The sequence below is a fragment of the Pseudomonas sp. NBRC 111143 genome, assembly GCF_001320965.1.
Classification (GTDB): domain Bacteria; phylum Pseudomonadota; class Gammaproteobacteria; order Pseudomonadales; family Pseudomonadaceae; genus Aquipseudomonas; species Aquipseudomonas machongensis.
Window position 1 is genome coordinate 1 of sequence record NZ_BCBT01000068.1, and the last position, 25,454, is coordinate 25,454.

The following is a 25,454-nucleotide window of genomic DNA, read 5'->3' on the forward strand; positions in this document are numbered from 1 at the left end:
CCGAAGCCTTTCACGCCTTACCGAACTCGCTTAACTTGTTGACTAACAAGAAGTTTTGCGTTCCGTTTGCTGCGGAAGTGGGGCGCATTATAAGGGGATCTGAGAGGCCGTCAACCTTTTATTTCAAGAATCTTTCAGATCGCTGAAAACACAGCGGGGAGGCCTGTCGGCCTCCCCGCTTCTCACATCACCACAACCTTACAAGCTCGGGAACGCAAACTGCGACGCTTCATGGCTCTTGCGCTGCGGCCAACGCTGGGTAATCGCCTTGCGACGGGTATAGAAGCGCACGCCATCCGGCCCATAGGCGTGCAGATCACCAAACAGCGAACGCTTCCAGCCACCAAAGCTGTGATAGCTCACCGGCACTGGCAGCGGCACGTTCACCCCTACCATGCCTACTTCAATCTCATCACAGAACAAACGCGCCGCTTCACCGTCACGGGTGAAGATACAGGTGCCGTTACCGTATTCGTGATCGTTGATCAGTTGCATCGCCTCTTCCAGGCTCTGCACCCGAACCACACACAGCACTGGGCCGAAGATCTCTTCCTTATAGATGCGCATCTCAGGGGTGACCTTGTCGAACAGCGTGCCGCCGACAAAGTAACCGTCCTCGTTACCCGCAACACGCAGGCCACGGCCATCCACCACCAGCTTGGCACCCGCAGCCACGCCATCGTCGATATAGCCTACGACCTTGTCACGTGCAGCAGCAGTGACCAACGGCCCCATGTCCAGCCCGCAGGAAGTGCCGGCACCAATCTTCAGCGCCTTGATCTGTGGCTCCAGCTTGGCGATCAGCGCATCGGCGACCTGGTCGCCCACGCACACCGCCACCGAGATCGCCATGCAGCGCTCGCCACATGAACCATAGGCCGCACCCATCAGGGCGCTCACCGCATTGTCCAGCTCGGCATCGGGCATCAGCACCGCATGGTTCTTCGCACCACCCAACGCCTGCACACGCTTGCCGCGCTTGGTGCCTTCGGCATAGATGTATTCTGCGATCGGTGTCGAACCCACGAAGCTCAGGGCCTTGACTTCAGGTGCTTCGATCAGCGCATCCACCGCTTCCTTGTCGCCGTGCACCACATTGAGGATGCCCTTGGGCAGGCCGGCCTCCAGCAACAGTTGGGCAATGAACAGGGTCGAGCTCGGGTCACGCTCCGACGGTTTGAGGATGAAGGCGTTGCCACAGACGATCGCCAGTGGGTACATCCACAGCGGCACCATCGCCGGGAAGTTGAACGGGGTAATGCCAGCCACCACGCCCAGCGGCTGGAAGTCGGACCAGGCGTCGATATTCGGGCCGACGTTGCGGCTGTATTCACCCTTGAGAATCTCGGGCGCAGCACAGGCGAACTCGACGTTCTCGATACCGCGCTTCAGTTCGCCAGCGGCATCCTCGATCGTCTTGCCGTGCTCTTCGCTGATCATCTGCGAAATGCGCGCCTCGTTCTGCTCCAGCAATTGCTTGAAGCGGAACATCACCTGGGCGCGCTTGGCCGGGGGCGTGTTGCGCCAGGCCGGGAATGCGGCCTTGGCCGAGTCGATGGCTTCCTGGATGGTGGCGCGGCTGGCGAGTTCGACCTTGCGCGTAGCCTGGCCGGTCGACGGGTTGAAGACATCGGCGGTGCGACCGCCCTTGGAAACCAGCTCACCATTGATCAGGTGCTGAACGATGCTCATGCAGAACTCCAGATAAAGAAGGTTTGAACAGGCGCGCTCAGGCGCCTGTCGTCAGCGTCGGAAAGATCAGTCGATCTGGTTCAGGGCTTCGCCTACCGCGTCGAACAGACGATCCAGTTCCTGCGGCTTGGTATTGAAGGTTGGGCCGAACTGCAGGGTGTCCCCCCCGAAGCGGACATAGAAGCCGGCCTTCCACAGTTTCATGGCCGCCTCGTATGGACGCACGATCGCATCGCCATCGCGCGCTGCGATCTGGATCGCGCCAGCCAGGCCGTAGTTACGAATGTCGACGACATTCTTGGTGCCCTTCACGCCGTGCAGCAGGTTCTCGAAATGCGGCGCCAGTTCGGCGGCGGATTGCACCAGGTTTTCCTTCTGCAGCAGGTCCAGCGCAGCGATACCGGCAGCGCAGGCCACAGGGTGAGCCGAATAGGTGTAGCCATGGGGGAATTCCACGGCGTACTCCGGCGTCGGTTGGTTCATGAAGGTTTGGTAGATTTCGCTGCTGGCGATCACCGCCCCCATCGGGATGGCGCCGTTGGTCACCTGCTTGGCGATGCACATCAGATCCGGAGTGACGCCGAAGGCTTCGGAGCCGGTCATCGCACCCATACGACCGAAGCCAGTGATCACTTCATCGAAGATCAGCAGGATGTTGTGCTGGGTGCAGATTTCACGCAGACGTTTCAGATAACCCTTCGGCGGAGGCAGCACGCCAGCGGAACCGGCCAGCGGCTCGACGATCACAGCGGCGATGTTCGAAGCGTCATGCAATTCGATCAGCTTGAGCATCTCCTCGGCCAGGGCGATACCGCCCTCCTCCGGCATGCCGCGGGAGAAAGCGTTCACCGGAAGCACGGTGTGAGGCAGATGGTCGACATCCAGCAGTTGGCCGAACATCTTGCGGTTGCCATTGACCCCACCCAGGCTGGTGCCAGCGATGTTCACGCCGTGGTAACCACGGGCACGACCGATGATCTTGGTCTTGGTCGCCTGGCCTTTCAGGCGCCAATAGGCACGCACCATCTTCAGCGCGGTGTCGGCGCACTCCGAGCCGGAGTTGGTATAGAAGGTATGGTTGAGGTCGCCCGGCGTCAGCTCGGCGATCTTCTCGGCCAGCTGGAACGACAGCGGATGGCCGAACTGGAAGGCCGGCGAATAATCCAGTGTGCTCAGCTGGCGCGTCACCGCGTCGGTGATTTCCTTGCGGGTGTGCCCGGCGCCGCAGGTCCACAGGCCCGACAGTGCGTCGAAGATCTTGCGCCCCTTGTCGTCAACCAGGTGATTGCCTTCGGCGGCCACGATCAGGCGTGGATCACGCTGGAAGTTGCGGTTGGCGGTGTAGGGCATCCAGTGAGCATCCAGCTTGAGCTGGCTGGCCAGGCCGGACGGGGCGGTTTCGGGCATGTTCATCGGCGGTTCCTCGGAAGACGACTAGGCAACGATGGGTGTTGTTGCAGCTAAATTGTCACGGGGATAAAGTCTGAAAAAGCCAACATTTCTAATCTTCAGTTAGCAGCGGACTAAACTTATGAGTCGTCGCCCCGATCCCCTCGCGCAAGTCAGCGATTTCGATATTCGTCTGCTGAAGATTTACCGCAGTGTCGTCGAGTGCGGCGGCTTTTCGGCGGCGGAAAACGTACTGGGTATCGGGCGCTCGGCCATCAGCCAGCAGATGAACGACCTGGAACAGCGCCTGGGCTTGCGCTTGTGCCAGCGTGGCCGAGCAGGCTTTTCGCTCACCGAAGAAGGCCGCGAGGTCTACCACTCGGCGCTGCAACTGCTCAGCGCCCTTGAGAGCTTTCGCACCGAGGTCAACGGACTGCACCAGCACCTGCGTGGCGAACTCAATATCGGCCTGACCGACAATCTGGTTACCTTGCCTCACATGCGCATCACCCACGCGCTGGCTGAGCTCAAGGATCGTGGGCCGGATGTGCGCATCCAGATTCGCATGATCGCCCCGAGCCAGGTCGAACAAGGGGTGCTGGACGGCAGCCTGCATGTCGGCGTGGTGCCGCAGACCAGCCCGCTCTCGGGCCTGGAATACCAGCCCCTGTACAGCGAACGTTCATTGCTCTACTGCGCAGTCGGCCACCCCCTGTTCTATGCCGAGGACCAGAAAATCGACGATCAGCGCCTCAACAGCCAGGAAGCCATCGCTCCGACCTTCCGCTTGCCAGCCGATATCCAGGCGCACTACCAGGCACTGAACTGCACCGCCAGCGCCTCGGACCGCGAGGGCATGGCCTTTCTCATCCTCACCGGGCGCTACATCGGCTACCTGCCCGATCACTACGCCATGTTCTGGGTCCAGCAGGGCCGCCTGCGGGCACTGAAACCGACGCAACGCTTCTATGACCTGAGCCTGAGCTGGGTGACGCGCAAGGGACGGCGTCCGAATCTGGTGCTGGAAAGTTTTCTCGAAAGCCTTGCGGCAACGCGCTAATGCTTGTCACTTCGGCACAGGCAGGTAATCTGTCCGACATCCGTTGCCCACAGACCCCGTACGGAAACGTCCATGACCTTTGAAGTCCCTGCGCATCGCCTCTCCGCCTCGGGCAAGCCCGCCGGCCGCATTCGCCAAAAGAACGAACAGGCCATCATCCAGGCCGCCGAGGACGAATTCGCCCGTCATGGCTTCAAGGGCACCAGCATGAACACCATCGCGCTGAAGGCCAACCTGCCCAAAGCCAACCTGCACTACTACTTCACCAACAAGCTCGGCCTTTATATTGCCGTGCTCAGTAACATCATCGAATTGTGGGACAGCACCTTCAACGCCTTGAGCGTCGAGGACGACCCAGCCGTGGCGTTGAGCCAGTACATTCGCACCAAGATGGAGTTCTCCCGGCGCAACCCGCAGGCATCTCGGATCTTCGCCATGGAAGTGATCAGCGGCGGCCAGTGCCTGAGCGAATACTTCAGCGCCGACTACCGCGAGTGGTTCCGCGGGCGCGCCGCAGTGTTCCAGGCCTGGATCGAGGCCGGCAAGATGGACCGGGTAGACCCTGTGCACCTGATCTTCCTGCTCTGGGGCAGTACCCAGCACTACGCCGACTTCGCCACCCAGATTTGCCAGGTCACCGGCCGCAGCCGCCTGACCAAGCAGGACATGGAAGACGCCAGCAACAACCTTATCCACATCATTCTCAAAGGCTGCGGCATCACCCCGCCCGCCTGACCCGGACCTATGCCCTCTACCCTGCTTGAGCTCTGCGAGTTCCGCGAAGATATCCGCAAGAGCCGCTTCATCACCCTCGCCGGCCCTGTCGGCAGTGCCGCCGAGGCGATGAGCTTCATCGAACGTCACAGCGACCTGGCCGCCACCCACAATTGCTGGGCCTGGAAAATAGGCGCGCAATACCGCAGCAGCGATGATGGCGAGCCGGGCGGCACCGCCGGACGTCCAATTCTTGCGGCGATCGAAGCCCAGGACTGCGATCAGGTGGTGGTGCTGGTCATCCGCTGGTATGGCGGTATCCAGCTCGGCACCGGAGGCCTGGCCCGTGCCTATGGCGGGGGTGCCAACAAATGCTTGCAACAGGCGCCGAAACGGCTGCTGGTACAGCGCAGCGAATTCACCTGCAGTTGCACGTTCAGCGAACTGGCCTTGCTCAAGCTGCGCCTGGCCGAGGCCGACGGGCTGGTGCTGGACGAACAGTTCACGGCAAACGGCGTCGATCTACTCCTGGCGCTGGGGGAAGAGCACGTACAGACCTTCCAGCAGCAATTGGCCGACCTCAGCCGTGGCCGGATTCGTCTCGAACCTCGCTGAAAGGTGCCCACAACTGCTGTGGGCCTGCCTGTGGATAAGCTTGGGGCATTCTTTGGCAAGCCTTGCCACGTATGGCTTTCAGCCGATTGAGCATATTTTGATCATTGTTTGATGACACCCGCAAACGACTGAAACCCGGAGAGTTATCCCCATCGCCCGGTTTTCACGAGCTTTCCCGCTGCCCACGCGCTTGCACACAATAACTGTGGAACAGCCTGTGGATAACCCGTGCGCCAACAGGCAGGGCGCCCACCAGCACACGGCGCGGCGCGTCTGATCATTTTTTGTACAAACGCAACGCAGGCGAGTCGCCCCCGCCTGGAGTATCCTCGATACCCTTCTTCAAGCGACCTCGGAGCATCCACATGTCCACAAGCAAAAACGCCCTCATCATCGGCGCCTCCCGCGGATTGGGACTGGGCTTGGTACAACGTCTGCGTGAAGACGGCTGGAACGTGACAGCCACCGTGCGCGATGCAAGCAAGCCGGGTGCCCTGAAAGATGTCGCAGGTGTGCGCATCGAATCCCTGGAAATGAACGATACCGCCTTGCTCGACGACCTCAAGCAGCGTGTGCAAGGCGAGATTTTCGACCTGGTCTTCGTCAATGCCGGAGTCATGGGACCGTTGCCACAAGACCTGGAAACCGTGCAAAACACGCAGATCGGCGACCTGTTCATGACCAATGCCGTTGCGCCCATCCGTGTGGCGCGTCGCCTGGTCGGGCAGATCCGAGAAAACACCGGGGTGCTGGCGTTCATGAGCTCGGGCCTGGGTAGCGTGACCAGCCCGGATGGCAACGAGATCTGCCTGTACAAGGCCAGCAAGGCCGCACTCAACTCGATGATCAACAGCTTCGTGGTTGAGTTGCAGCGGTCCGACCTGAGCGTGCTGGCCATGCACCCAGGCTGGGTGAAGACCGACATGGGCGGCGAGAACGCGGAAATCGACGTGTTCACCAGCACACGCGGCATGCTCGACCGGATCAACGAGCAAAGCGGCCAGGGCGGCCTGCGCTTTATCAACTACAAGGGTGACGCCCTGACCTGGTGAATTGAAAGCCACGTGGCGAGGCAGTAGACTCGATGCCTCGCCTCGCGGCGGACCTGGATCAGCAGACAGGGCAACACTGAGCTGGCTAACCCTGAACCCACTTTCAGAGGAGCCGGCACCATGCCTGCGACCCGTATCTGGTTGAAATCCCCCCTTGCCATCTTCACTGCCAACGGCACCGATGCCCGCGGTGGCCTGGTCATTGAAAACGGCCGCATCAGCCAACTGCTCGCACTCGGCGAACAACCCAACACCGCCTGTGACCAAGTGTTCGATGCCCGTGAGCACGTGGTACTGCCTGGCCTGATCAACACTCACCACCACTTCTACCAGACCCTCACCCGCGCATGGGCTCCTGTGGTCAACCAACCACTGTTTCCCTGGCTCAAGACCCTCTACCCGGTGTGGGCACGGCTAACCCCGGCAAAACTGGCGCTCGCCAGCGAGGTTGCACTGGCCGAGCTGCTGCTGTCGGGTTGCACCACCGCCGCCGATCACCATTACCTGTTCCCGGAAGGTCTGGACCACGCCATCGACGTACAGGTAGAGGTCGTACGCAAGCTCGGCATGCGCGCCATGCTGACCCGCGGCTCGATGAGCCTGGGTGAAGCGGACGGCGGCTTGCCCCCGCAGCAGACAGTGCAACAAGGCGAAGTGATCCTGGCCGACAGTCAGCGACTTATCCACAGTTATCATGAGCGTGGCGAAGGCGCGCGCATCCAGATCGCCTTGGCGCCCTGCTCACCCTTCTCGGTCACGCCAGAGATCATGCGCGCCAGCGCCAGCCTGGCCGAAGAGCTGGACGTGCGCCTGCATACCCACCTGGCCGAAACACTCGATGAGGAAGACTTCTGCCTGCAGCGCTTCGGCCTGCGCACCGTGGACTATCTGGACAGCGTCGGCTGGCTCGGCCCACGCACCTGGCTGGCCCATGGTATCCATTTCAACCCCGACGAAATCACGCGCCTGGGCGCTGCCGGCACCGGCATCTGCCATTGCCCGAACTCGAACATGCGCCTGGCCTCGGGAATCTGCCCGACCATCGAGCTCGAAGCGGCCGGGGCCGCAGTCGGCCTGGGTGTAGACGGCTCGGCGTCCAACGATGCCTCGAACATGATCCTCGAAGCGCGCCAGGCCCTCTACCTGCAACGCTTGCGCTACGGCGCCGAGCAGATCACGCCCGAGCGCGCGCTGGGCTGGGCAACCCGTGGCTCGGCGCAACTGCTGGGCCGTAGCGACATTGGAGAGCTGGCGGTGGGCAAGCAGGCGGATCTGGCGTTGTTCAAGCTCGACGAACTGCGTTTCTCCGGAAGCCACGATCCGCTGTCGGCGCTGCTGCTGTGCGCGGCGGACCGGGCTGACCGAGTCATGGTCGGCGGACACTGGCGCGTGATCGATGGCCAGATCGAGGGACTCGATGTCCAGGGCCTGATCGCCGACCATCGTCAGGCGGCAGCCGCATTGATCGCCGGTTGAAGCACAGCGGGGCTGTCGGTCAGCCCCGCCCTACCGAATAGCGCATAGCCCTGTAGAATGTCGGCCAACCGTACCTGATTCGAGATCACACCCTATGTATGACTGGCTCAATGCCTTGCCCAAGGCCGAACTGCATATGCACCTGGAAGGTTCGCTGGAGCCGGAACTGCTGTTCGCCCTTGCCGAACGCAACAAGGTCGCCCTGCCCTGGGCCGACGTGGAGACGCTGCGCAGCGCCTACGCGTTCAACAACCTGCAGGAGTTTCTCGACCTCTACTACCAGGGCGCTGATGTACTGCGCACCGAGCAGGACTTCTACGATCTGACCTGGGCCTACCTGCAACGCTGCAAGGCGCAGAACGTCATCCACACCGAACCCTTTTTCGACCCACAGACCCATACCGACAGGGGTATCCCCTTCGAGGTGGTGCTCGGCGGCATCAACCAGGCGCTCAAGGATGGTCGCGAACAGTTGGGCATCAGCAGCGGCCTGATCCTGAGCTTCCTGCGTCACCTCAGCGAGGCGGAGGCCGAGAAGACCCTCGACCAGGCCCTGCCATTCCGCGATGCCTTCATTGCCGTGGGCCTGGACAGCTCGGAGAAAGGCCATCCACCAAGCAAGTTCCAGCGCGTCTTCGACCGAGCCCGCAACGAAGGCCTGGTCGCCGTTGCCCACGCCGGCGAGGAAGGGCCGCCCGAGTACATCTGGGAAGCCCTCGACCTGCTGAAAATCAAGCGCATCGACCACGGCGTGCGAGCTATCGAAGATGAGCGGCTGATGCAACGCATCATCGACGAGCAGATTCCGCTGACCGTCTGCCCGCTGTCGAACAAAGCTCTGCGTGTTCGATCATATGAGTCAGCACAACATCCTCGACATGCTCGAGCGTGGGGTCAAGGTCACGGTGAACTCCGACGATCCGGCCTACTTCGGCGGATATGTCACGGAAAACTTCCACGCCTTGTACCAGCATCTGGGCATGTCTCAAGAGCAGGCAAAGCGCCTGGCACAGAACAGCCTGGATGCACGTCTGGTTTGAGTGACGAGCACAGCCGGCATTAAAGGGGCACTTCAGCCCACCTGCAATGCCGGCACCCTCGCGATACGGTTGATCTCTTGAATACCCAGGGAAGAAATCTGCATCACGCGTGACCCCTCCTGCTCGCGTATCCAGCCAGACTGCATGAACAACCTGAGCATCGCTTGCCCGACACCACCGCCCAGGTGGGGGCCGTTGTCACTCCACTCGCTGCTGTGGCAGACCACACAAGCACCGCGCTGGCGCGTCGCCAGCGCATCGATGTAGACGCCAATCGCGGCCAGTTGCACACGCCCTTCCAGGCTCACGGTAGGGTGCAGGTCATTGCCCTCCAACCAACCAGCGGACACCATGCGCCGATACAGGTCTACCGCAATTTCGCCACCCAGGTGATCGCCACAACGTCGCGCCCTGCGCAACGACAGCGGCACCTGCAACGGCCTGACCGATCCCTGGCATTCGCCACGGCCGCCAAGCTGCACGCTGGCCAGTGCCTCGACCGCGGCGATCACCTCGGGGGTGGCCAGTCGAAAATAGCGCTTGCGCCCACGTGCCTCGAGGCGCAGCAGGCCGGCAGCCGACAACAAAGACAAGTGCGCGCAGGCCGATGACGGCGTAACGCCAATCATGAGTGCCAACTCGTCAGCGTGCCGAGAAGATCCATCGATCAGGGCCCAGAGCATGGCACTGCGCTTGGGCTCGGCCATCAGACCGGCGATCTGACTGATACTGCTGACTGCTTTCATACTCTATCAACTCCATTGCAAGGTCCGTTTTTTATCCAATGGCCATCATGGCAGTGGGAATGGCCAGAGGTTGCAGCAGATAGTGTGGGTTGCAGCCTGTCAGGCAGTGTGGGAAGCACCGCCTGGTGGGGAAACCGCTCCTGGGGGCAAGTATAAGCCGCTGAAAGCCCTGTACTAGTTGGGTTTGGCCAACGTTTCGCGACACAAGACCGAGGGTAGTAGCACCCTTCGCGAAATCGAAATACGCCGGTAAATGACAAGCGCTATCAGCATCCCCTCTAACATCCCGGACCTGGCCAGATTCCTTGCCAGATAAAGGCCACAATAGAGGAACAATGCCGACAGTCGAGTTCCACAAGTAGGGCAAGAAAAAGCGAAGGTTCGCATCTTGGTTGAATCAGCCTTTCGTCCCTCGGGTGACCGTCAGTCAGGACGTCACCCCGGCATGTGGCGGGCAATAGGGACGGCGCTACACTGATTTCGCTCTCACCCCGACTGGAGGATGCCGCGATGAAGATTGTCGTCAGTACATCGAACCGCCACCCCAACTGCCCCTGGCAGGTACAGCTCGATCAACATGTGGTGAGTTTTCGCAGCGAGGCGGAGGCCCGGGCATTCGTCGCCGTTCTGGAGACACGCCTGAAGGCCCCTCACCCCCTCATGCAGCCTGCCTGGACTGGAGGCGTCGAGTCAGCATCGCGACATTGACCACCAGCACACCGCACAAGCTGATCACCAAGGCCATCGGCACTGCGCTGCCATCATGCAGAACCCCCACCAGCGCTGCCGCGCCTGCGGCGACGCTGAACTGCAGGCTGCCCATCAATGCCGACGCGCTGCCGGCCCTGGCCCCTTGCCCGTTCATGGCACAGGCCGAGGCGTTGGGAATGATGCAGCCCAGGCTGGCGATGCAAACGAACAGCGGCACCAGCAATGGCCACAACTGCGTCGGACGCAGCAGCGCCACCCCCAGCAGTACCAACCCGGCAGCCAGGTAAAGCCATACCGCCCGGGCCAGCAGGAAGGCAGGGCCGCGCTTGGCCAGCAGTCGGGCGTTGACCTGGGCGCAGAGGATGAAACCGGCAGCATTGGTGCCAAACAGCCAGCCGTAATGCTCGGCCGGTACACCATAGAGCTTGATGAACACGAACGGGGAACCGGCGATATAGGCGAACATGCCGGCGATGGCGATGCCGCCCGTCAGCGCATGCCCCAGGAACACCCGATCGCCCAGCAGCCGCAGGTACTGACGCAAGGCACCCGACAGCGGCTGGCGGGGCACATGGGCTGGCAGGCTTTCCGGCAGCCCCAGGCTCACGGCCAGCAGGCAGGCGGCGCTGAACAGGCTGAGCACCAGGAAGATCGACTGCCAGCCAGACACATTGATCAGCACGCCACCGAGCATTGGCGCGAGAATCGGCGCGAGCCCCATCACCAGCATCAATTGCGAGAACGCTTTGGCTGCCCCCACCGCGTCACATTTGTCGACGACGATGGCACGCGACAACACCATGCCCGCACACCCACCCAATGCCTGGATGAACCGCGCCACCACAAGAGTATCGAGGTCCGGGGCGTAGGCGCAGGCGAGCGACGCCAGGGTGAAAAGGCTGATACCGAACAACAGTGGCTTGCGTCGGCCGAAACGGTCGGCGATCGGACCATAGGCCAGTTGACCAAGCGACAAACCAAGGAAATAGGCAGCCAGGGTCGTCTGGACGTGCTGTTCATCGGTGCCGAAGGCCTGGGCCATGGCAGGGAACGCGGGGAGATAGAAGTCGATCGCCAATGGCGCGAAGGCCGAGAGAGCGCCGAGGATCAACAGGATGCGCAGGTTCATCGGAAATCCATAGCAGGCTAAGCAACGGGCTAGTCTAACTGCACTGGGGTCGGCCTGGTATGAAAAGCTTTGTAACAGTTACGCCCGAAAACGGTGATACCCGCAGCAGGTACCACCGTTCATCGTCGTCAGGCCGGCTCGACCTGATAACCCTCTTCACGGATCGCTTCCAGGATCTGCTGCACCCCGAGTTGGCTCTGCACCCGCACCTGTCTGGCGCCCAGGTCGACTTCCACCTGCGCCGTCGCATCCTGCTCCTGAACCGCACGGGTCACTGCCTTGACGCAATGACCGCAGCTCATGCCCTGCACATTGAAGACTTGCATTGGAACTACCTCCATCTGGGTTTTGCGGAGAGTTTCAAGCTTGCCATCATGGCAAGGTCAAGTTCTCCACAAAACGGCCGGGCTGGAAATCCGCGAGCGGCTCGGCCAAGCTGCGCTTTTGACGACTCGCAACCAGGAGAAGTTTCATGATCAGGGCAGCATTGGGCCTCGTCGGGCTGCTGAGTGCCGTGGCCGTCGTGCCACCGGTCAGCGCCGAGGGCAATTCGGACTACAGCGTGCTGATCATTTCCCGGGAACGCCTGGAAGTGGCCACCAGCTGCGAAATCGGTGTGTATCTCAACGACCAGCTTTCCGGCCGTGTGTTCCAGGAACAATCGACCTCGTTCAACCTGCCGCCTGGACCGGTGGACGTGCGCCTGCGCCTGCTGCCCGGGCAGGTGCCCGGTTGTGCACCCGGCGTCGAAGACCAGCGCAGCACCCGCCTCAACCTGCAAGCGGGGCAGATCAACAAATACCGGATCGCCGTGGGCCAGAATGGACTGGAATTGAAGCGAGCCGGCCTGGGGTATTGACCTTACCAACATGGCAAGCTTGATGCTGCAGGCTCGATCACGGAGGAAAGCCCATGTCCGCATCAACCACCTTCGACCTGCCGATCAGCGGCATGACCTGCGCCAGTTGCGTCGGCCGCGTCGAGCGCGCGCTGCGTAAGGTCAACGGCGCCGAACAGGTCAGCGTCAACCTTGCCACCGAACAGGCCAGGGTCCAGGCTCCGGCCGAAAGCCTGCCGGACCTGCTCGAGGCCGTGCGCAAGGCCGGCTACAGCGTGCCGAGCCGCACCCTTGAACTTCAGGTGGGCGGCATGACCTGCGCCAGCTGTGTCGGCCGCGTCGAGCGCGCCCTGGGCAAGGTGTCCGGCGTCGAGCAGGTCAGCGTGAACCTGGCCAGCGAACGCGCCCACCTCAGGGTACTCGAGGGCGTCAGCGACGACGCCTTGATCGGCGCCGTGGAAAAGGCCGGCTACAGCGCCAGCCTGCCACGTACCGCCCAGGACGATCGCCATGACGCGCAGCGACGCCTGCGCAACGAACGCCTCGCGGTGATCGCCGCCCTGCTGCTGGCCCTGCCCCTGGTACTGCCAATGCTGGTGCAGCCGTTCGGCTTGCATTGGATGTTGCCGGCCTGGGCTCAGTTCGTACTGGCGACACCGGTGCAGTTCATCCTCGGCGCACGCTTCTACAAGGCCGCCTGGAAAGCCGTGCGTGCCGGCGCAGGCAACATGGACCTGCTGGTGGCGCTCGGCACCAGCGCTGGCTATGGCCTGAGCCTGTATGAATGGTCGCAGGCCCATGTGGGCATGGAGCCTCACCTCTATTTCGAAGCCTCGGCCGTGGTAATCGCCCTGGTGTTGCTGGGCAAATACCTGGAAAGCCGTGCCAAGCGCCAGACCGCCAGTGCCATTCGCGCCCTGGAAGCCCTGCGCCCCGAACGCGCATTGCGCGTGGTCGAAGGCCGCGAGGAAGACGTAGCGATCAGCCAGTTGCGCCTGGACGATCTGGTGCTGGTCAAGCCCGGCGAGCGCTTCCCGGTCGACGGCGAGGTGATCGAAGGCAGCAGTCACGCCGACGAAGCGCTGATCAGCGGCGAAAGCTTGCCAGTGTCCAAACAGCCCGGCGACAAGGTCACCGGCGGTGCGATCAACGGTGAAGGACGCCTGCTGGTGCGCACCCTGGCCCTGGGCACCGAAACCGTACTTGCGCGGATCATTCGCCTGGTCGAAGACGCCCAGGCCGCCAAGGCACCGATCCAGAAGCTGGTCGACCGGGTCAGCCAAGTGTTCGTCCCGGCAGTGCTGGTGCTGGCTTTGATCACCCTGGTCGGCTGGTGGCTGGCCGGCGCACCGCTGGAAAGCGCACTGATCAACGCCGTGGCCGTGCTGGTGATCGCCTGCCCTTGCGCTCTGGGCCTGGCCACACCAGCGGCGATCATGGCCGGCACCGGTGTGGCAGCCAGCCATGGCATCCTGATCAAGGACGCCGAAGCATTGGAGCGAGCCCATGCAGTCAATCGGGTGGTCTTCGACAAGACCGGCACCCTGACCTCCGGCAGCCCCCGCATCGTCCACAGCGAAGCCGCCGTCGGCGATGCACACGACCTGCTGCGCCTGGCCGGAGCCTTGCAACGCGGCAGCGAGCATCCGCTGGCCAAGGCCGTGCTGGATGCTGGCGCTGAGCAAGGGCTGGAGATTCCCCTGGTAAGCGATAGCCAGTCGCTCACCGGGCGCGGCATCGCCGGTACGGTCGAAGGCCGGGTATTGGCCCTGGGCAACCGACGCCTGCTCGACGAAAGCGGCCTCGAGCCCGGCGCCCTGCTCGATAAGGCCCAGGCCTGGGAAGCCGAAGGTCGCACGTTGTCGTGGTTGATCGAGCGCGCACCGCATGCCCGCGTGCTCGGGTTGTTCGCCTTTGGTGACAGCCTCAAGCCCGGCGCCGAGCAAGCGATCGCGGCACTGCACGCACAGGGCATCAGCAGTCACCTGTTGACCGGTGACAACCGCGGCAGCGCCAAGGTGGTCGCCAAGGCGTTGGGCATCGACGATGTGCACGCCGAAGTCTTGCCAGCCGACAAAGCCGCCACCGTCAACGCACTCAAGCAGAACGCCGTGGTGGCCATGGTCGGCGACGGCATCAACGATGCCCCGGCCCTGGCCGCCGCCGACATCGGCATCGCCATGGGAGGCGGCACGGACGTAGCAATGCAGGCCGCCGGCATCACCCTGATGCGCGGCGACCCTCGCCTGGTACCTGCGGCCCTGGAAATCAGCAACAAGACCTACGCCAAGATCCGTCAGAATCTGTTCTGGGCGTTCATCTACAACCTGATCGGTATCCCGCTTGCCGCCTTTGGCTTCCTCAACCCGGTTCTGGCTGGCGCGGCCATGGCGCTCTCCAGCGTCAGCGTGGTGAGCAACGCCCTGTGGCTCAAGACCTGGAAGCCCACCGGCATCGTTTCGAAGGAGACGCCATGAACATCGGCCAAGCCGCCCGGCGTAGTGGGCTCAGCGCCAAGATGATCCGCTACTACGAGTCCATCGGCCTGCTCAAGCCGGCGCTGCGCAGCGACAGCGGCTATCGGCTGTACCAGCAGGAAGACCTGCACAGCCTGGCGTTCATCAAGCGCTCGCGCGACCTGGGATTTTCCCTGGAAGAAGTGTCCCGGCTGCTGACGCTCTGGCAGGACCGCCAGCGCGCCAGCGCCGACGTCAAGGCGCTGGCGACACAGCATATCGACGAACTGAACCGGCGGATCGAGGAGATGGTGAGCCTGCGCGACACCTTGAGCGAGCTGGTCGCCCACTGCCAGGGCGATGATCGCCCCGACTGCCCGATTCTCAGGGACCTGGCGAACGAAGGTGAATGCTGCCACTGAGCGCTGCCGGGGGCTGCCTGACGGCCCGCGGCAGCATTTTGGTATGCCATATTAGCCATCCCTGGCCGAACCGACCTCAATATCAAGTTTCATCCAATAAATACGGGAGTTTCACTCAGAAATTCCTGCGCCCTGCCGATGCCCTGTATACCAGTTTCATGCGTCGACAAGAAAAAATCCGGGAGCGTGGATGAACATCAAGCAAAAATTGACCTGGGCCTTCGCCGTCATTGCCGGCCTGCCTATCGTTCTGGTCGCCACCGTAGTGGTGCTGAACCTGCGTGAAGAAGCGCAGGACGACTTCCTGGATGGCAGCAGCCGGGAGATCCGCCAGGTCGGCAACGCGATGAACATCTTCTTCCAGGGCATTGCGCAGAACGTCGAGTACCTCGCCAGCCAGCCCTTGGTCACCGCCAGCGCCGACAATCTCAAGAAGTACATTGCCGCCGACGCCGCGCAGATTCCCCTGGGCGAGCAGGACAAGGCGCTGTACGACCAGTTCACCCGCCTGGCCCAGAGCCACCCCGACTACGCGTACGTGTCCTACGGCGTGAAAGACGGCGGCTATGCGTTCTGGCCGGGCGATCCGAAGATGGCCAGCTACGACCCACGCACCCGCCCCTGGTTCCAGGCTGCCATGGCCAGCCCCGGCAAGACCCTGCGCACCGCGCCCTACTACTGGGCCGGCGACGACGCCGTGCTGGTCAGCACCGTGCGCACCGTGGCCAACCAGCTCGGTAGCCCGGGCGGCGTGGTCAACATCGACGTCTCGCTCAAGGGGCTGACCGAGATCGTCAAGCAGATCAAGCTGGGTGACAGCGGCTATCTGATCCTGATGGAGAACAACGGCAACGTCATGGTCGACCCGCGTGACGCCAGCCATAACTTCAAACAGCTGGAAAGCTTCGGTGGCGGCTACGCCGAGCTGGCCAAGGCCGGCAAGGGCCTGGCCCAAGTGACACTCGACGGCGAGCGCTACATGGCCAACATCTACCCCGACGAGCGCCTGGGCTGGACTTTCATCGGCCTGATACGCCAGGACGAGGTGATGCAGACCACCACCCGCCTGACCTGGCTGATCGGCACCCTCGCACTGGTGCTGGCGGCGGTCTTCGCCGTGGCTGGCGCTGCCTTCGCCAAGCTCATCGTACGGCCGATCAACAGCGTCACCAGCGGCCTGGAAGACATCGCCCAGGGCGAAGGCGACCTGACCCGTAATCTCGAAGTGCGAGGCAGCGACGAAACCGCACAACTGGCCAACTGGTTCAACCAGTTCCTGGGGGCGATCCGCAGCCTGATCCAGCATATCGGCGGCGCAGCCAGCAAGATCCTCAGCACCTCGGCCAGCTCCACCCGGGTGTCCGGCGACATGGCCGAAGCCGCCGGCCGTCAGCGCGAGGCGGTGGACATGGTGTCCACTGCTTTCCATGAAATGGTCGCCACCGCCAACGAAGTGGCGCGCTCCTGCAGTCAGGCCGCGCAGTCGGCCGACAGCGGTCAGCAACAGGCACGCGAAGGGCAACAGCAGATAGATGCGGCCGTACAGAGCGTCGACCGCCTGAGCCAGGAGATCGAGCAATCGGCGCAGTCGATCCAGCAACTGGAGCGCGACAGCAACGCGATCCAGTCGATCCTCGGCACCATCCGCTCGATCGCCGAGCAGACCAACCTTCTGGCACTCAACGCCGCCATCGAAGCGGCCCGCGCCGGAGAGCAGGGCCGTGGCTTTGCCGTGGTAGCCGACGAAGTCCGCGCCCTGGCCAAGCGCACCGCCGACTCCACCGCCGAGATCGACGGGCTGCTGGGCAACCTCGCCAACCGTACCGCCGAGGTGGCCGAGCAGATGCATGCCAGCCTTGAGGTGTCGCAGCAGTCGGTCAACCGCATCGGCCTGGCGCGCGACAGCTTCGGGCAGATCCGCGAGTCGGTAGACATCATCCGTGACATGAACACTCAGATCGCCACCGCCGCCGAAGAGCAGCACCAGGTGGCCGAGGACATCAATCGGCATATCAGCCAGATTCACGGCGATGCGCAGTTGGTGGCCGAGCTTGCACAAGCGGCGCGGCAGGACTCCCAGAGCCTGGAAGGGTTGTCCAACGAGCTGGATGCGTTGGTGCGGCGGTTCAGGACCTGAAGTTCACGCGCCACACCGCAACCCTCGGTGTGGCGCGCCTCACTCAGAACGAGTGGCTCAGGCCGAGGTTGATCCCATAACGCTGATCAACATTGCGCCCGCGGGCAGCCTCAATCTCCGTGCTGATTGTCCAGCCTGACAGCACCTCGGACGATACGCCCAATGCCATCTCGGTGCGCCCGCTGCTGAACCTGTTGTCGAGTTCATGACCGTTGAGGCTGACCCTGCGCGTACCGCCCAGGTTGTCCATCACCGCGATGCGGCCATGGGTCGACAGTTCCAGACCATTGTTCAAGACGATGACGCGCCCCCCCTTGATACCGAGCGCCCCCATGTTCAGGTGTTGGTTGGATGACTCGATCTCAAGCCCATTACTCAAGCTGCTGCGCTGCCCCTGCACGATCGCGGCACTCAGTTGTACAAAGGGCTGCACATACCAACCTTGATCAAGGCTCAAGCGACGACCAGTCTCCAGCGTGAGCCCATACCCCCCCTGACGGCGATTGCCGGACACCTTGCGTCCATCGTGAGCCCGGGCATCAAGGGTGCCATCGAACAGGTTGAGCTTGAGCGCAGCATCGGCGTAGTAACCGGAGTTGTCGCCCCAACCGGCATACAACGCGGAGAAGTAGCTGTTCAGTGTTGCAGATGAGCCGCGCTGCAGGCCAATCGCCGAATGACTGAGCCCCACTGCCGCACCGACCCGCCAAGTATCATCGAGCAAAGTATCAGCGCCCAGGGCAAAGCCACCAACGCGCTGGGTGTAGCGGGTGCCGACTGCACTGTCGACATCAAAGCCGGTCGTGCCGGTATGCATCCACAACCCGGCTGAACCACCATTGGTCCGCATTTTTTCGAGGCGTCCGACAACCCATCGGGACTCGACCTGCGACGCGGCTTCAAGCGAACTGTCGAACGCCATCGCCGTCTCACCGGCATTGCTCAGTCTCGCCTTGCCCCGCATGTCGACCTGTGGCCGCAAACTCCACTGGTCAACTTCGCGGACCAACTCGTGAGCAAAGGCCCCTGCATCGACCGGGCCGGATGCCAGATCGAACGTCGCATCACCACTGCCGATTCCGACCACCGGACCCTGTGGCTCATGGCCAGAACTTGCCAGGTGCAAGGCAAAGCTGCCGCTGGCCTGACTGTCTATCTGCAAGCGGCCATGGTCGAGCCAGAACGTGCCTTCTCCTTGCAAGGTCTCGGCTCGCAAAATACTGCCTGACTGCACGACTACCGAACCCTGGCGCAAGTCGAGAGCGCCGACCTGAGCGTCCGCTACCGTCTCCCACCTGGACTGCGCGCCAATCTGCAACTGCTGGACATTATGTAGCTGACCTCGTAACTGCGCCGCATTGTCCAGGGTGATATCAGCACTGGCACCCTGCTCGACGCGGATGTCGCCTTCCAGGCGACTGTCGCTCACGTGAAGCGAGGCCTCGCCCCCCTCGATGACCTCAAGCAGCACGCCGTTGGCGCCTTTGAGTTGGCCTCCGTCGGCCACCCGGATGTCCACCTGTGCGTCACGAACCACTACCGCACTACCCTGCAGACCCTCGATCAGACTGGCTTGAACAACAACCTCATTGGGCAGATCCTTTTGCCAGAACTCCGGTGTACCAACTTCCAGGCCGACGCCCCCCGACACCACGGTCCCTTCATGCAACGCAAGTGTTCCGCCCTTGAGTACAACACCTGCTCTGTCACCGTGGATGCGCGAACTGCGCGCGTGCAGATCAGCCGAGTCCAACTCCACCCCAGTGGTGGCACCGCGCACACTGCTGCCGCTCAAGATTGCCGTAGACGTCAAAGTGTCATCGCCCAGCGTTCCAAGGGCCATACCGATGGAGCCTGTGCTGACTACCGTGGCGTTGGTCAGGTTGACCGCACCGTCCACGATGCTGATCGCAGCCCTGTCGGTCGAACTCACCTTGGCACCCTCGACGTTGACCTGACCGCCGTCGAACCCTGTGATACGCCCGGTCTCGGCGCCCGGACGCACGTCAAGACGCGCTCCGCTGCCCAGGTGCCAATCCTCGACAGGGTCTCCAGGGGAGACCTGCGCAAACTCGCCAGGCCCCAAGTCCGCGGCATTGGCAGCCAGACTTGCGCCCAAGATGAACGTCAGGGTTGCCGCCAGCGGATGGCGCCGCAGTAAAATCAGTGATCCAGTCATGGAAATGCCTCTCAGGATATTGGCTCGAGAGGCGGACGTTACGTTGGAGCAAAAGGAAGATCGGTCAGACAGTTCCGTATTGAACGTGAGAAGCGAGTTGTTCGCATTAACCGTTCGAAGTAACGCCGGGTAAGACTTGGTCGGTCGTCGCTAGAAACGAAGCTCCCCAGGCGTCGCACCGAACAGTTGCTTGAACGCCGCGATATAGGCCGATGTCGAGTCATACCCGCAGCCTAGTGCTGCATCGGTCACGCTCTCCCCCGCCTCCAGCAACGCCAGCGATGACAACAGCCGCATGCGCTGACGCCAGTTACGGAAGCTCAGCCCCGTTTCGCGCTGGAACAGGCGCATCAGGGTCTTCTCCGAGCAGCCCAACTGCAGCGCCCATTGCTGCAGGGTCTGTGCCTGGTCTGGCGCGGCGATCAACTGATTGCACAGTGCGAGCAACCCGGCATGGCGTGGCAGCGGCAGCGAAAACCCCACCTGCGGCAACGCCTGCAACTGGTCGAGCAAGACGGCTACCAGGCGCGCCTCGGCGCTGTCGCCTTCGGGATACGACGCTGGCATCTGGCAGAACTGCTTGATCAGCTCCCGCGCCAGAGGAGTCACTTCGAGTACCCGGCATTCGTCGGCAGCCCAGGTACAGGCATCGCGACGCACATACAGGCTGCGCATCTCGGCCTGCATCGAGGTCACCACTTCGTGTTCGAGACCGGCCGGGATCCATACCCCCCACTGTGGTGGCGCGAAGTAGCTGCCACCGCTGGTGTAGACCCCCAGCACACCGCTGATCGCGTAGGAAAACTGCACCCAATCGTGCCGGTGGCGGGTGGTCCAGGAACCCGCGCCGAGGCTTTCGGCACGGGCGTAGAGTGGCCTGGGCAGCTGCTCGAGGTCGGGGATGGCGCGGGGGGCGGAAATCTGTCCGAGGGTCTGCATGGCACTGTTTATTGTCGTGGGTCCGACAAGGTTAACACCTCAACGCTCGACGATCGCAGTCCCCCCCTGCCCGCTCGCCGCGCAGATCGAGATCAAACCGCGCCCCTTGCCCGCCGTGGCCAGCAGCTTGGCCATGTTGGCCAGAATGCGCCCGCCGGTGGCGGCGAACGGGTGCCCTGCCGCAAGCGAGCTGCCCTTGACGTTGAGTTTGCTGCGATCAATCGACCCTAGCGCGCCCTCCAGCCCCAGGGTGTCGCGACAGTAGCGCTCGTCCTCCCAGGCCTTGAGCGTGCAGAGCACCTGGGCCGCGAAGGCCTCGTGGATTTCGTAGTAGTCGAAGTCCTGCAGGCTCAGGCCATTGCGCGCCAGCAGCCGCGGCACGGCATGAACCGGCGCCATCAGCAGCCCCTCCTGGCCTTTGACGAAGTCCACCGCCGCGGTCTCGCCATCGACCAGATAGGCGAGTACAGGCAACCCGCGCGCCTCGGCCCAGGCCTCGCTGCCCAGCAACACCAGCGAGGCGCCATCGGTCAGCGGCGTGGAGTTGCCGGCAGTCAGGGTGCCTTTGTCGCCCTTGTCGAACACCGGTCTGAGCTTGGCCAACTGCTCAGGGGTCAGGTCCGGGCGCAGGTTATTGTCGCGGGTCAGGCCGAGGTAGGGCGTGAGCAGGTCGTCGTGCCAGCCTTCGGTGTACGACGCAGCCAGATGGCGATGACTGAGCAGTGCCAGTTCATCCTGTTCGGCACGGCCGATCTGCCAGGTCTGCGCCATGCGCTCGCAGTGCTCGCCCATCGACAGCCCAGTGCGTGGCTCGCCGTTGCGTGGAAACTCAGGTTTCAGGAAGCTCGGACGCACCTTCAGGAAGGGCTTCAAGCGCTCGCTCAACTGCTTGCCCCGGTTCGCCTGCAGCAAGACTCGGCGCAGCCCTTCATTGATGGCGATCGGCGCGTCCGAGGTGGTATCCACGCCGCCGGCAATGCCGCTGTCGATCTGCCCGAGGGCGATCTTGTTGGCCACCAGCAGCGCTGCCTCAAGGCCCGTACCACAGGCTTGCTGGATATCGTAGGCAGGGGTTTGCGGCGACAGGCGTGAACCGAGCACACACTCGCGGGTCAGGTTCATGTCCCGCGAATGCTTGAGCACCGCCCCCGCCGCCACCTCGCCCAGGCGCTGGCCATGCAGGCGGTAACGCTCCACCAGGCCTTCGAGAGTGGCAGTGAGCATCGCCTGGTTGCTGGCAGTGGCGTAGGCGCCATTGGAGCGGGCGAAGGGAATACGGTTGCCCCCCAGGATCGCGACCCGTCGAAGTGAATGCATGCGCTGATTCCTCCTGAAACAATTTGATCCGATTGGATGACGGGCTCAAGGCCTGTCACTTCGGCTAGGTTGGCTACAGCCTAGGCGTTTTTGCCGCATTCGAACGACCTTGCCACAAACATGGTCCACACTTGCATGCTTGCCTTCAGGGAGACCCGCACCATGAGTGACCGCTATCTCGGCTTTGCCAACTCCAACCTCGGCCGCCGCCTGGTCGACGCCCTCGGCCTGCCGCGCCCGGCGCCGCTGGAGCGCTGGCAGGCCGGACGCCTGCGCCCGATCGAAGGCGCGCTGGTGCTGGGCGGCGGGCCGCTGGTACGCAAGGTCGAAGCCATCGCCCCGGCACTCACCGACGAGCGCTACAGCTTTGCCGGCGAAGACCTCGAGGCTCCCGCGTGGGTCGCCGGGCTCGGCCCGAAACTCAAGGCCGTAGTGTTCGATGCCAGTCATCTGTCCGACAGCGATGAGCTTCGGCAGTTGCGCGAATTCTTCCAGCCGCTGTTGCGCAGCCTGGCACCCTGTGCCCACGTAGTGATCCTCGGGCGCCCCCCTGAACAGGTCGAAGCGCCCCAGGCCAGCGTCGCCCAGCGCGCCCTCGAAGGCTTCAGCCGCTCGCTGGCCAAGGAGCTGCGCAACGGCGCAACGGCGCAACTGCTGTACGTCGCGTCCGGCGCGGAGGATCAGCTCGAAGGCGCGCTGCGGTTCTTCCTTTCACCCAAGAGCGCGTTCATTTCCGGCCAGGTGCTACGTCTTGAAGCCTGTGCAAGCCAGGTGCAGGACTGGACGCGACCGCTGGCAGGCAAACGCGCATTGGTCACCGGGGCTGCCCGCGGTATTGGTGCATCCATCGCCGAAACCCTGGCCCGCGACGGCGCCGAGGTGATCCTGCTGGACGTGCCGCCCGCGCAGAAGGACCTCGATGCTCTCGCCGCACGTATCGGCGGCCACGCCCTGGCCCTGGACATTTGCGCCAGCGATGCCTCGGCCAAATTGCTCGAAGGGTTACCTGAGGGCATCGACATCGTGGTGCACAACGCCGGCATTACCCGCGACAAGACCCTCGCCAACATGACCCCGGAATACTGGGACGCGGTCATGGCAGTGAACCTCAAGGCTCCCCAGGTGCTGACCCAGGCCCTGCTCGACGCCGGCCAGTTGCACGATAACGCGCGCATCGTGCTGCTCGCCTCGGTCAGTGGCATCGCCGGTAACCGGGGCCAGGCCAACTACGCCGCGAGCAAGGCCGGCCTGATCGGTTTCGCCCAGGCATGGGCGCCTAAACTCGGTGCGCACGGCATCAGCATCAACGCAGTGGCACCCGGCTTCATCGAAACCCACATGACCGCCGCCATGCCCATGGGTCTGCGCGAGGCTGGCCGTCGCCTGAGTTCGCTGGGCCAGGGCGGACGCCCACAAGACGTCGCCGAGGCTGTCGCCTGGCTCGCCCAGCCCGGCACTGGTGCGGTCAGCGGCCAGTACCTGCGCGTCTGCGGGCAAGCACTGATGGGGGCATGAACATGAACCGGACATGGCAGGACCTGCACACCCCCGATACCCGCACCCGGCTTTACCTGCGAGCGCTCGGCAAGCGCAAGATCAGTGGCGACCGCCTGCCCAGTGGTGGCCTGCGTTGTTTCCTGCGGGTCGACCCGACAAACCTTGCAGCTTATCGTCGCCTGTGCCACTTCAGCGACGATGGTCGCCTGCCGCCCACCTATCCGCACGTGATCGCGTTCAACCTGCAGTTGCAACTGCTGACCGTCAGCGACTTCCCCTTCCCCCTGCTCGGGCTGGTGCACCTGCACAACGAGATCCAGGTGCTGCGCCCGTTGGGCGCCATCGAAGGCCTGCGTTTTGCCGTGCATGCCGACAACCTGCAGGCACATGCCAAGGGTGGCACCTTCGACCTGGTCACCGAGGCCCAGGACGGGCTGGGTCTGCTCTGGCGCGAAACCAGCCGCATGCTGGTGCGGGGGCTGAAGCTCGAAGGCGAAACGCACGGGGACAACGACGAGCCAGCCATCGAAACGCCGGAAGTGACGCGCTGGTATGCCGACAGCGATATCGGCCGCCGCTACGCCAAGGTCTGCGGCGACTACAACCCCATCCACCTGAGCGCAGCGAGTGCACGGCTGTTCGGCTTCCCCAAAGCCATCGCCCACGGCATGTGGAACAAGGCCATGGCGCTGGCGGCACTGCGCGGGCACCTGCCGGTGGCGGGCTATGAGTTCGCGGTGGACTTCCACAAGCCGGTGCGCCTGCCCTCGGAGGTGGTGCTCGGCGCGACGGCCGCTGGGCCGCAAGGGCAACTGAATCTGACCGGGCACGGGGGCCTGCTGCACATGACCGGCAAATGGAGCGCTCTGTAACCAAATCAAGCACGCGCCTAGGGCCGCGCCCTCGGCTCCAACAATGGCCTCCAATTCACTTGATTTGCTCCCTGGCGCACCCGAAGCTATGCGCCAGAAGGAGAGCCCTCGATGAACCTGCAAGAACTGACCGACCGCCTGCACCGGATCCGCGACAACAACGACTGGCGCGGCTTCCACAGCCCGAAGAACCTGGCCATGGCCGCCAGCGTCGAGATGGCCGAGCTGGTGGAAATCTTCCAGTGGCTGAGTGAAGACCAGTCACGCCAGCTCGCCCCCGAGCAACTCGCCCACGCCGGCCAGGAAGTCGGCGATGTGGTGCTCTATCTGTTGCTGCTGTGCAGTGAGCTGGGGCTGGACATGGAAACCGTGGTGCGGGCCAAGCTCGCCGACAGCGAGAGGCGCTTCGCCCGATGAACGACCGTCATTTCGATGAGCTGGCCAGCCGTTTCGCCGAGAAGATCTACGGCGGTGCCAAAGGCGCGATCCGCCTGGCGGTGCTGCAGGCGGACCTCGCCGAAAGCCTGCCCGACCGCCCCCTGCGCATCCTCGATATCGGCGCGGGTCTGGGCCACATGGCGCTGTGGCTGGCACAGCGCGGGCACCAGGTGACCCTGGCCGAGCCCGCCGCGCCGATGCTCGACGGCGCCCGCGCGCGCTTCGCCGAGGCCAACCAACCCGCCACCTTCATCCAGGCGCCCTGGCAGGACCTGCTCGGTCAGCTCACCGAGCCCTTCGATGTGGTGCTGTGCCACGCCGTGCTCGAATGGCTGGCCGAACCACACAGTATCCTGCCGGTGCTGCACCAGCTGACCACACCGGGCGGCTGGCTGTCGCTGGCGTTCTACAACCGCGATGCGCTGGTCTACCGCAACTTGCTCAAGGGTCACTTCCGCAAGCTGCGCAGCGACCGCCTGGCCGGCGAAAAACAGAGTCTCACCCCGCAAAAACCTCTTGATCCGCGAGAACTGCGCGCGCAACTTGAACCCATGTGGCAGGTCGAAAGCGAGAGTGGGGTCAGGGTTTTCCACGATTACATGCCCAAGGAATTCCAGGACAAGGCCGAGCTGCTCGACCTGCTGGAAATGGAATTGGCCCACCGCCGTCATCCGAGCTTCGCCGGGCTCGGCCGTTACCTGCACTGGACCTGTCGCCCACGCTGATCTCGCCCGC

22 protein-coding genes and 2 pseudogenes are annotated in these 25,454 nt (G+C 63.3%); 16 read left to right on the plus strand and 8 right to left on the minus strand.

What is annotated here, in order from left to right:
* Positions 1-198: 198 nt before the first annotated feature.
* Both APH44_RS25925 and APH44_RS25930 read right to left on the minus strand, forming a co-directional pair.
* Positions 199-1,692 (minus strand): CoA-acylating methylmalonate-semialdehyde dehydrogenase, encoded by a 1,494-nt coding sequence (locus APH44_RS25925; RefSeq protein ID WP_054895180.1) that lies wholly within the window; start codon positions 1,690-1,692, stop codon positions 199-201.
* Between the two features lie 66 nt (positions 1,693-1,758).
* Positions 1,759-3,105: an aspartate aminotransferase family protein gene (locus APH44_RS25930; RefSeq protein WP_054895181.1), complete on the minus strand. Its 1,347-nt coding sequence runs from the start codon at positions 3,103-3,105 to the stop codon at positions 1,759-1,761.
* Between the two features lie 118 nt (positions 3,106-3,223).
* Here APH44_RS25930 and APH44_RS25935 point away from each other — a divergent pair, with 118 nt between their 5' ends.
* The 6 genes and pseudogenes from APH44_RS25935 to APH44_RS25960 all read left to right on the plus strand — a co-directional run bounded on the left by APH44_RS25935 (position 3,224) and on the right by APH44_RS25960 (position 9,038).
* Complete coding sequence (locus APH44_RS25935; RefSeq protein WP_054895182.1) at positions 3,224-4,141, plus strand: LysR family transcriptional regulator; 918 nt, start codon at positions 3,224-3,226, stop codon at positions 4,139-4,141.
* Positions 4,142-4,213: 72 nt separating this feature from the next.
* Entirely contained in the window at positions 4,214-4,876 is a 663-nt protein-coding gene (locus APH44_RS25940) for a TetR/AcrR family transcriptional regulator (RefSeq protein WP_054895183.1), read from the plus strand.
* Between the two features lie 9 nt (positions 4,877-4,885).
* Positions 4,886-5,470: a YigZ family protein gene (locus APH44_RS25945; RefSeq protein WP_054895184.1), complete on the plus strand. Its 585-nt coding sequence runs from the start codon at positions 4,886-4,888 to the stop codon at positions 5,468-5,470.
* A gap of 365 nt (positions 5,471-5,835) precedes the next feature.
* Positions 5,836-6,522, plus strand: coding sequence for an SDR family oxidoreductase (locus APH44_RS25950; RefSeq protein WP_054895185.1), 687 nt, complete (start codon positions 5,836-5,838; stop codon positions 6,520-6,522).
* 120 nt (positions 6,523-6,642) lie between these two features.
* Positions 6,643-7,998: an 8-oxoguanine deaminase gene (locus tag APH44_RS25955; RefSeq protein WP_054895186.1), complete on the plus strand. Its 1,356-nt coding sequence runs from the start codon at positions 6,643-6,645 to the stop codon at positions 7,996-7,998.
* Between the two features lie 94 nt (positions 7,999-8,092).
* Positions 8,093-9,038 (plus strand): annotated as a pseudogene (locus APH44_RS25960) (adenosine deaminase).
* Positions 9,039-9,070: 32 nt separating this feature from the next.
* Here APH44_RS25960 and APH44_RS25965 read toward each other — a convergent pair.
* The gene (locus APH44_RS25965) at positions 9,071-9,784 is read right to left on the minus strand and encodes a helix-turn-helix transcriptional regulator (protein WP_054895187.1); all 714 of its coding nucleotides are present in this window, start codon (positions 9,782-9,784) and stop codon (positions 9,071-9,073) included.
* Between the two features lie 510 nt (positions 9,785-10,294).
* Between APH44_RS25965 and APH44_RS30505 the strand changes: the two genes are divergently transcribed.
* Positions 10,295-10,492 carry a hypothetical protein gene (locus tag APH44_RS30505; protein WP_081255318.1) on the plus strand — a complete coding sequence of 66 codons (198 nt, stop codon included), beginning with the start codon at positions 10,295-10,297 and terminating at the stop codon, positions 10,490-10,492.
* Here the strand turns inward: APH44_RS30505 and APH44_RS25970 are convergent.
* Both APH44_RS25970 and APH44_RS25975 read right to left on the minus strand, forming a co-directional pair.
* Positions 10,443-11,624, minus strand: a complete 1,182-nt coding sequence (locus APH44_RS25970) for a multidrug effflux MFS transporter (protein WP_054895188.1) — start codon at positions 11,622-11,624, stop codon at positions 10,443-10,445. The genes APH44_RS30505 and APH44_RS25970 overlap by 50 nt on opposite strands.
* A 128-nt stretch (positions 11,625-11,752) precedes the next feature.
* Positions 11,753-11,950 carry a heavy-metal-associated domain-containing protein gene (locus APH44_RS25975; RefSeq protein ID WP_054895189.1) on the minus strand — a complete coding sequence of 66 codons (198 nt, stop codon included), beginning with the start codon at positions 11,948-11,950 and terminating at the stop codon, positions 11,753-11,755.
* Between the two features lie 146 nt (positions 11,951-12,096).
* On the opposite strand from APH44_RS25975, the gene APH44_RS25980 reads away from it, so the two are divergent.
* From APH44_RS25980 to APH44_RS30810, 5 genes and pseudogenes are all read left to right on the plus strand, one after another.
* Positions 12,097-12,483 carry a hypothetical protein gene (locus tag APH44_RS25980; RefSeq protein ID WP_054895190.1) on the plus strand — a complete coding sequence of 129 codons (387 nt, stop codon included), beginning with the start codon at positions 12,097-12,099 and terminating at the stop codon, positions 12,481-12,483.
* A gap of 53 nt (positions 12,484-12,536) precedes the next feature.
* The gene (locus APH44_RS25985) at positions 12,537-14,939 is read left to right on the plus strand and encodes a heavy metal translocating P-type ATPase (RefSeq protein ID WP_054895191.1); all 2,403 of its coding nucleotides are present in this window, start codon (positions 12,537-12,539) and stop codon (positions 14,937-14,939) included.
* Complete coding sequence (gene cueR, locus APH44_RS25990; RefSeq protein ID WP_054895192.1) at positions 14,936-15,340, plus strand: Cu(I)-responsive transcriptional regulator; 405 nt, start codon at positions 14,936-14,938, stop codon at positions 15,338-15,340. Before APH44_RS25985 ends, cueR begins: the two co-directional genes overlap by 4 nt.
* A gap of 346 nt (positions 15,341-15,686) precedes the next feature.
* Positions 15,687-16,619 (plus strand): annotated as a pseudogene (locus tag APH44_RS30805) (cache domain-containing protein); the annotation flags it as partial.
* Between the two features lie 129 nt (positions 16,620-16,748).
* A complete protein-coding gene (locus APH44_RS30810; RefSeq protein WP_371105613.1) occupies positions 16,749-17,477 on the plus strand; it encodes a methyl-accepting chemotaxis protein in 729 nt (242 codons plus the stop codon).
* A gap of 43 nt (positions 17,478-17,520) precedes the next feature.
* Here the strand turns inward: APH44_RS30810 and APH44_RS26000 are convergent, their stop codons facing one another.
* The 3 genes from APH44_RS26000 to APH44_RS26010 form a co-directional block, all read right to left on the minus strand.
* Complete coding sequence (locus tag APH44_RS26000; RefSeq protein ID WP_177339353.1) at positions 17,521-19,482, minus strand: autotransporter outer membrane beta-barrel domain-containing protein; 1,962 nt, start codon at positions 19,480-19,482, stop codon at positions 17,521-17,523.
* Positions 19,483-19,806: 324 nt separating this feature from the next.
* The gene (locus APH44_RS26005; RefSeq protein ID WP_054895195.1) at positions 19,807-20,595 is read right to left on the minus strand and encodes a helix-turn-helix transcriptional regulator; all 789 of its coding nucleotides are present in this window, start codon (positions 20,593-20,595) and stop codon (positions 19,807-19,809) included.
* A gap of 39 nt (positions 20,596-20,634) precedes the next feature.
* Positions 20,635-21,912, minus strand: a complete 1,278-nt coding sequence (locus tag APH44_RS26010; protein WP_054895196.1) for an acetyl-CoA C-acetyltransferase — start codon at positions 21,910-21,912, stop codon at positions 20,635-20,637.
* 162 nt (positions 21,913-22,074) lie between these two features.
* Between APH44_RS26010 and APH44_RS26015 the strand changes: the two genes are divergently transcribed.
* The 4 genes from APH44_RS26015 (at position 22,075) to APH44_RS26030 (ending at position 25,444) form a co-directional block, all read left to right on the plus strand.
* Positions 22,075-23,427, plus strand: coding sequence for a 3-oxoacyl-ACP reductase (locus APH44_RS26015; protein WP_054895197.1), 1,353 nt, complete (start codon positions 22,075-22,077; stop codon positions 23,425-23,427).
* A 2-nt stretch (positions 23,428-23,429) separates the two neighbouring features.
* Positions 23,430-24,281, plus strand: coding sequence for a MaoC/PaaZ C-terminal domain-containing protein (locus APH44_RS26020; RefSeq protein WP_054895206.1), 852 nt, complete (start codon positions 23,430-23,432; stop codon positions 24,279-24,281).
* 111 nt (positions 24,282-24,392) lie between these two features.
* Positions 24,393-24,698, plus strand: a complete 306-nt coding sequence (locus APH44_RS26025) for a MazG-like family protein (RefSeq protein WP_054895198.1) — start codon at positions 24,393-24,395, stop codon at positions 24,696-24,698.
* The gene (locus APH44_RS26030; protein ID WP_054895199.1) at positions 24,695-25,444 is read left to right on the plus strand and encodes a methyltransferase domain-containing protein; all 750 of its coding nucleotides are present in this window, start codon (positions 24,695-24,697) and stop codon (positions 25,442-25,444) included. The genes APH44_RS26025 and APH44_RS26030 overlap by 4 nt, the downstream gene beginning before the upstream one ends.
* Positions 25,445-25,454 lie beyond the last annotated feature (10 nt).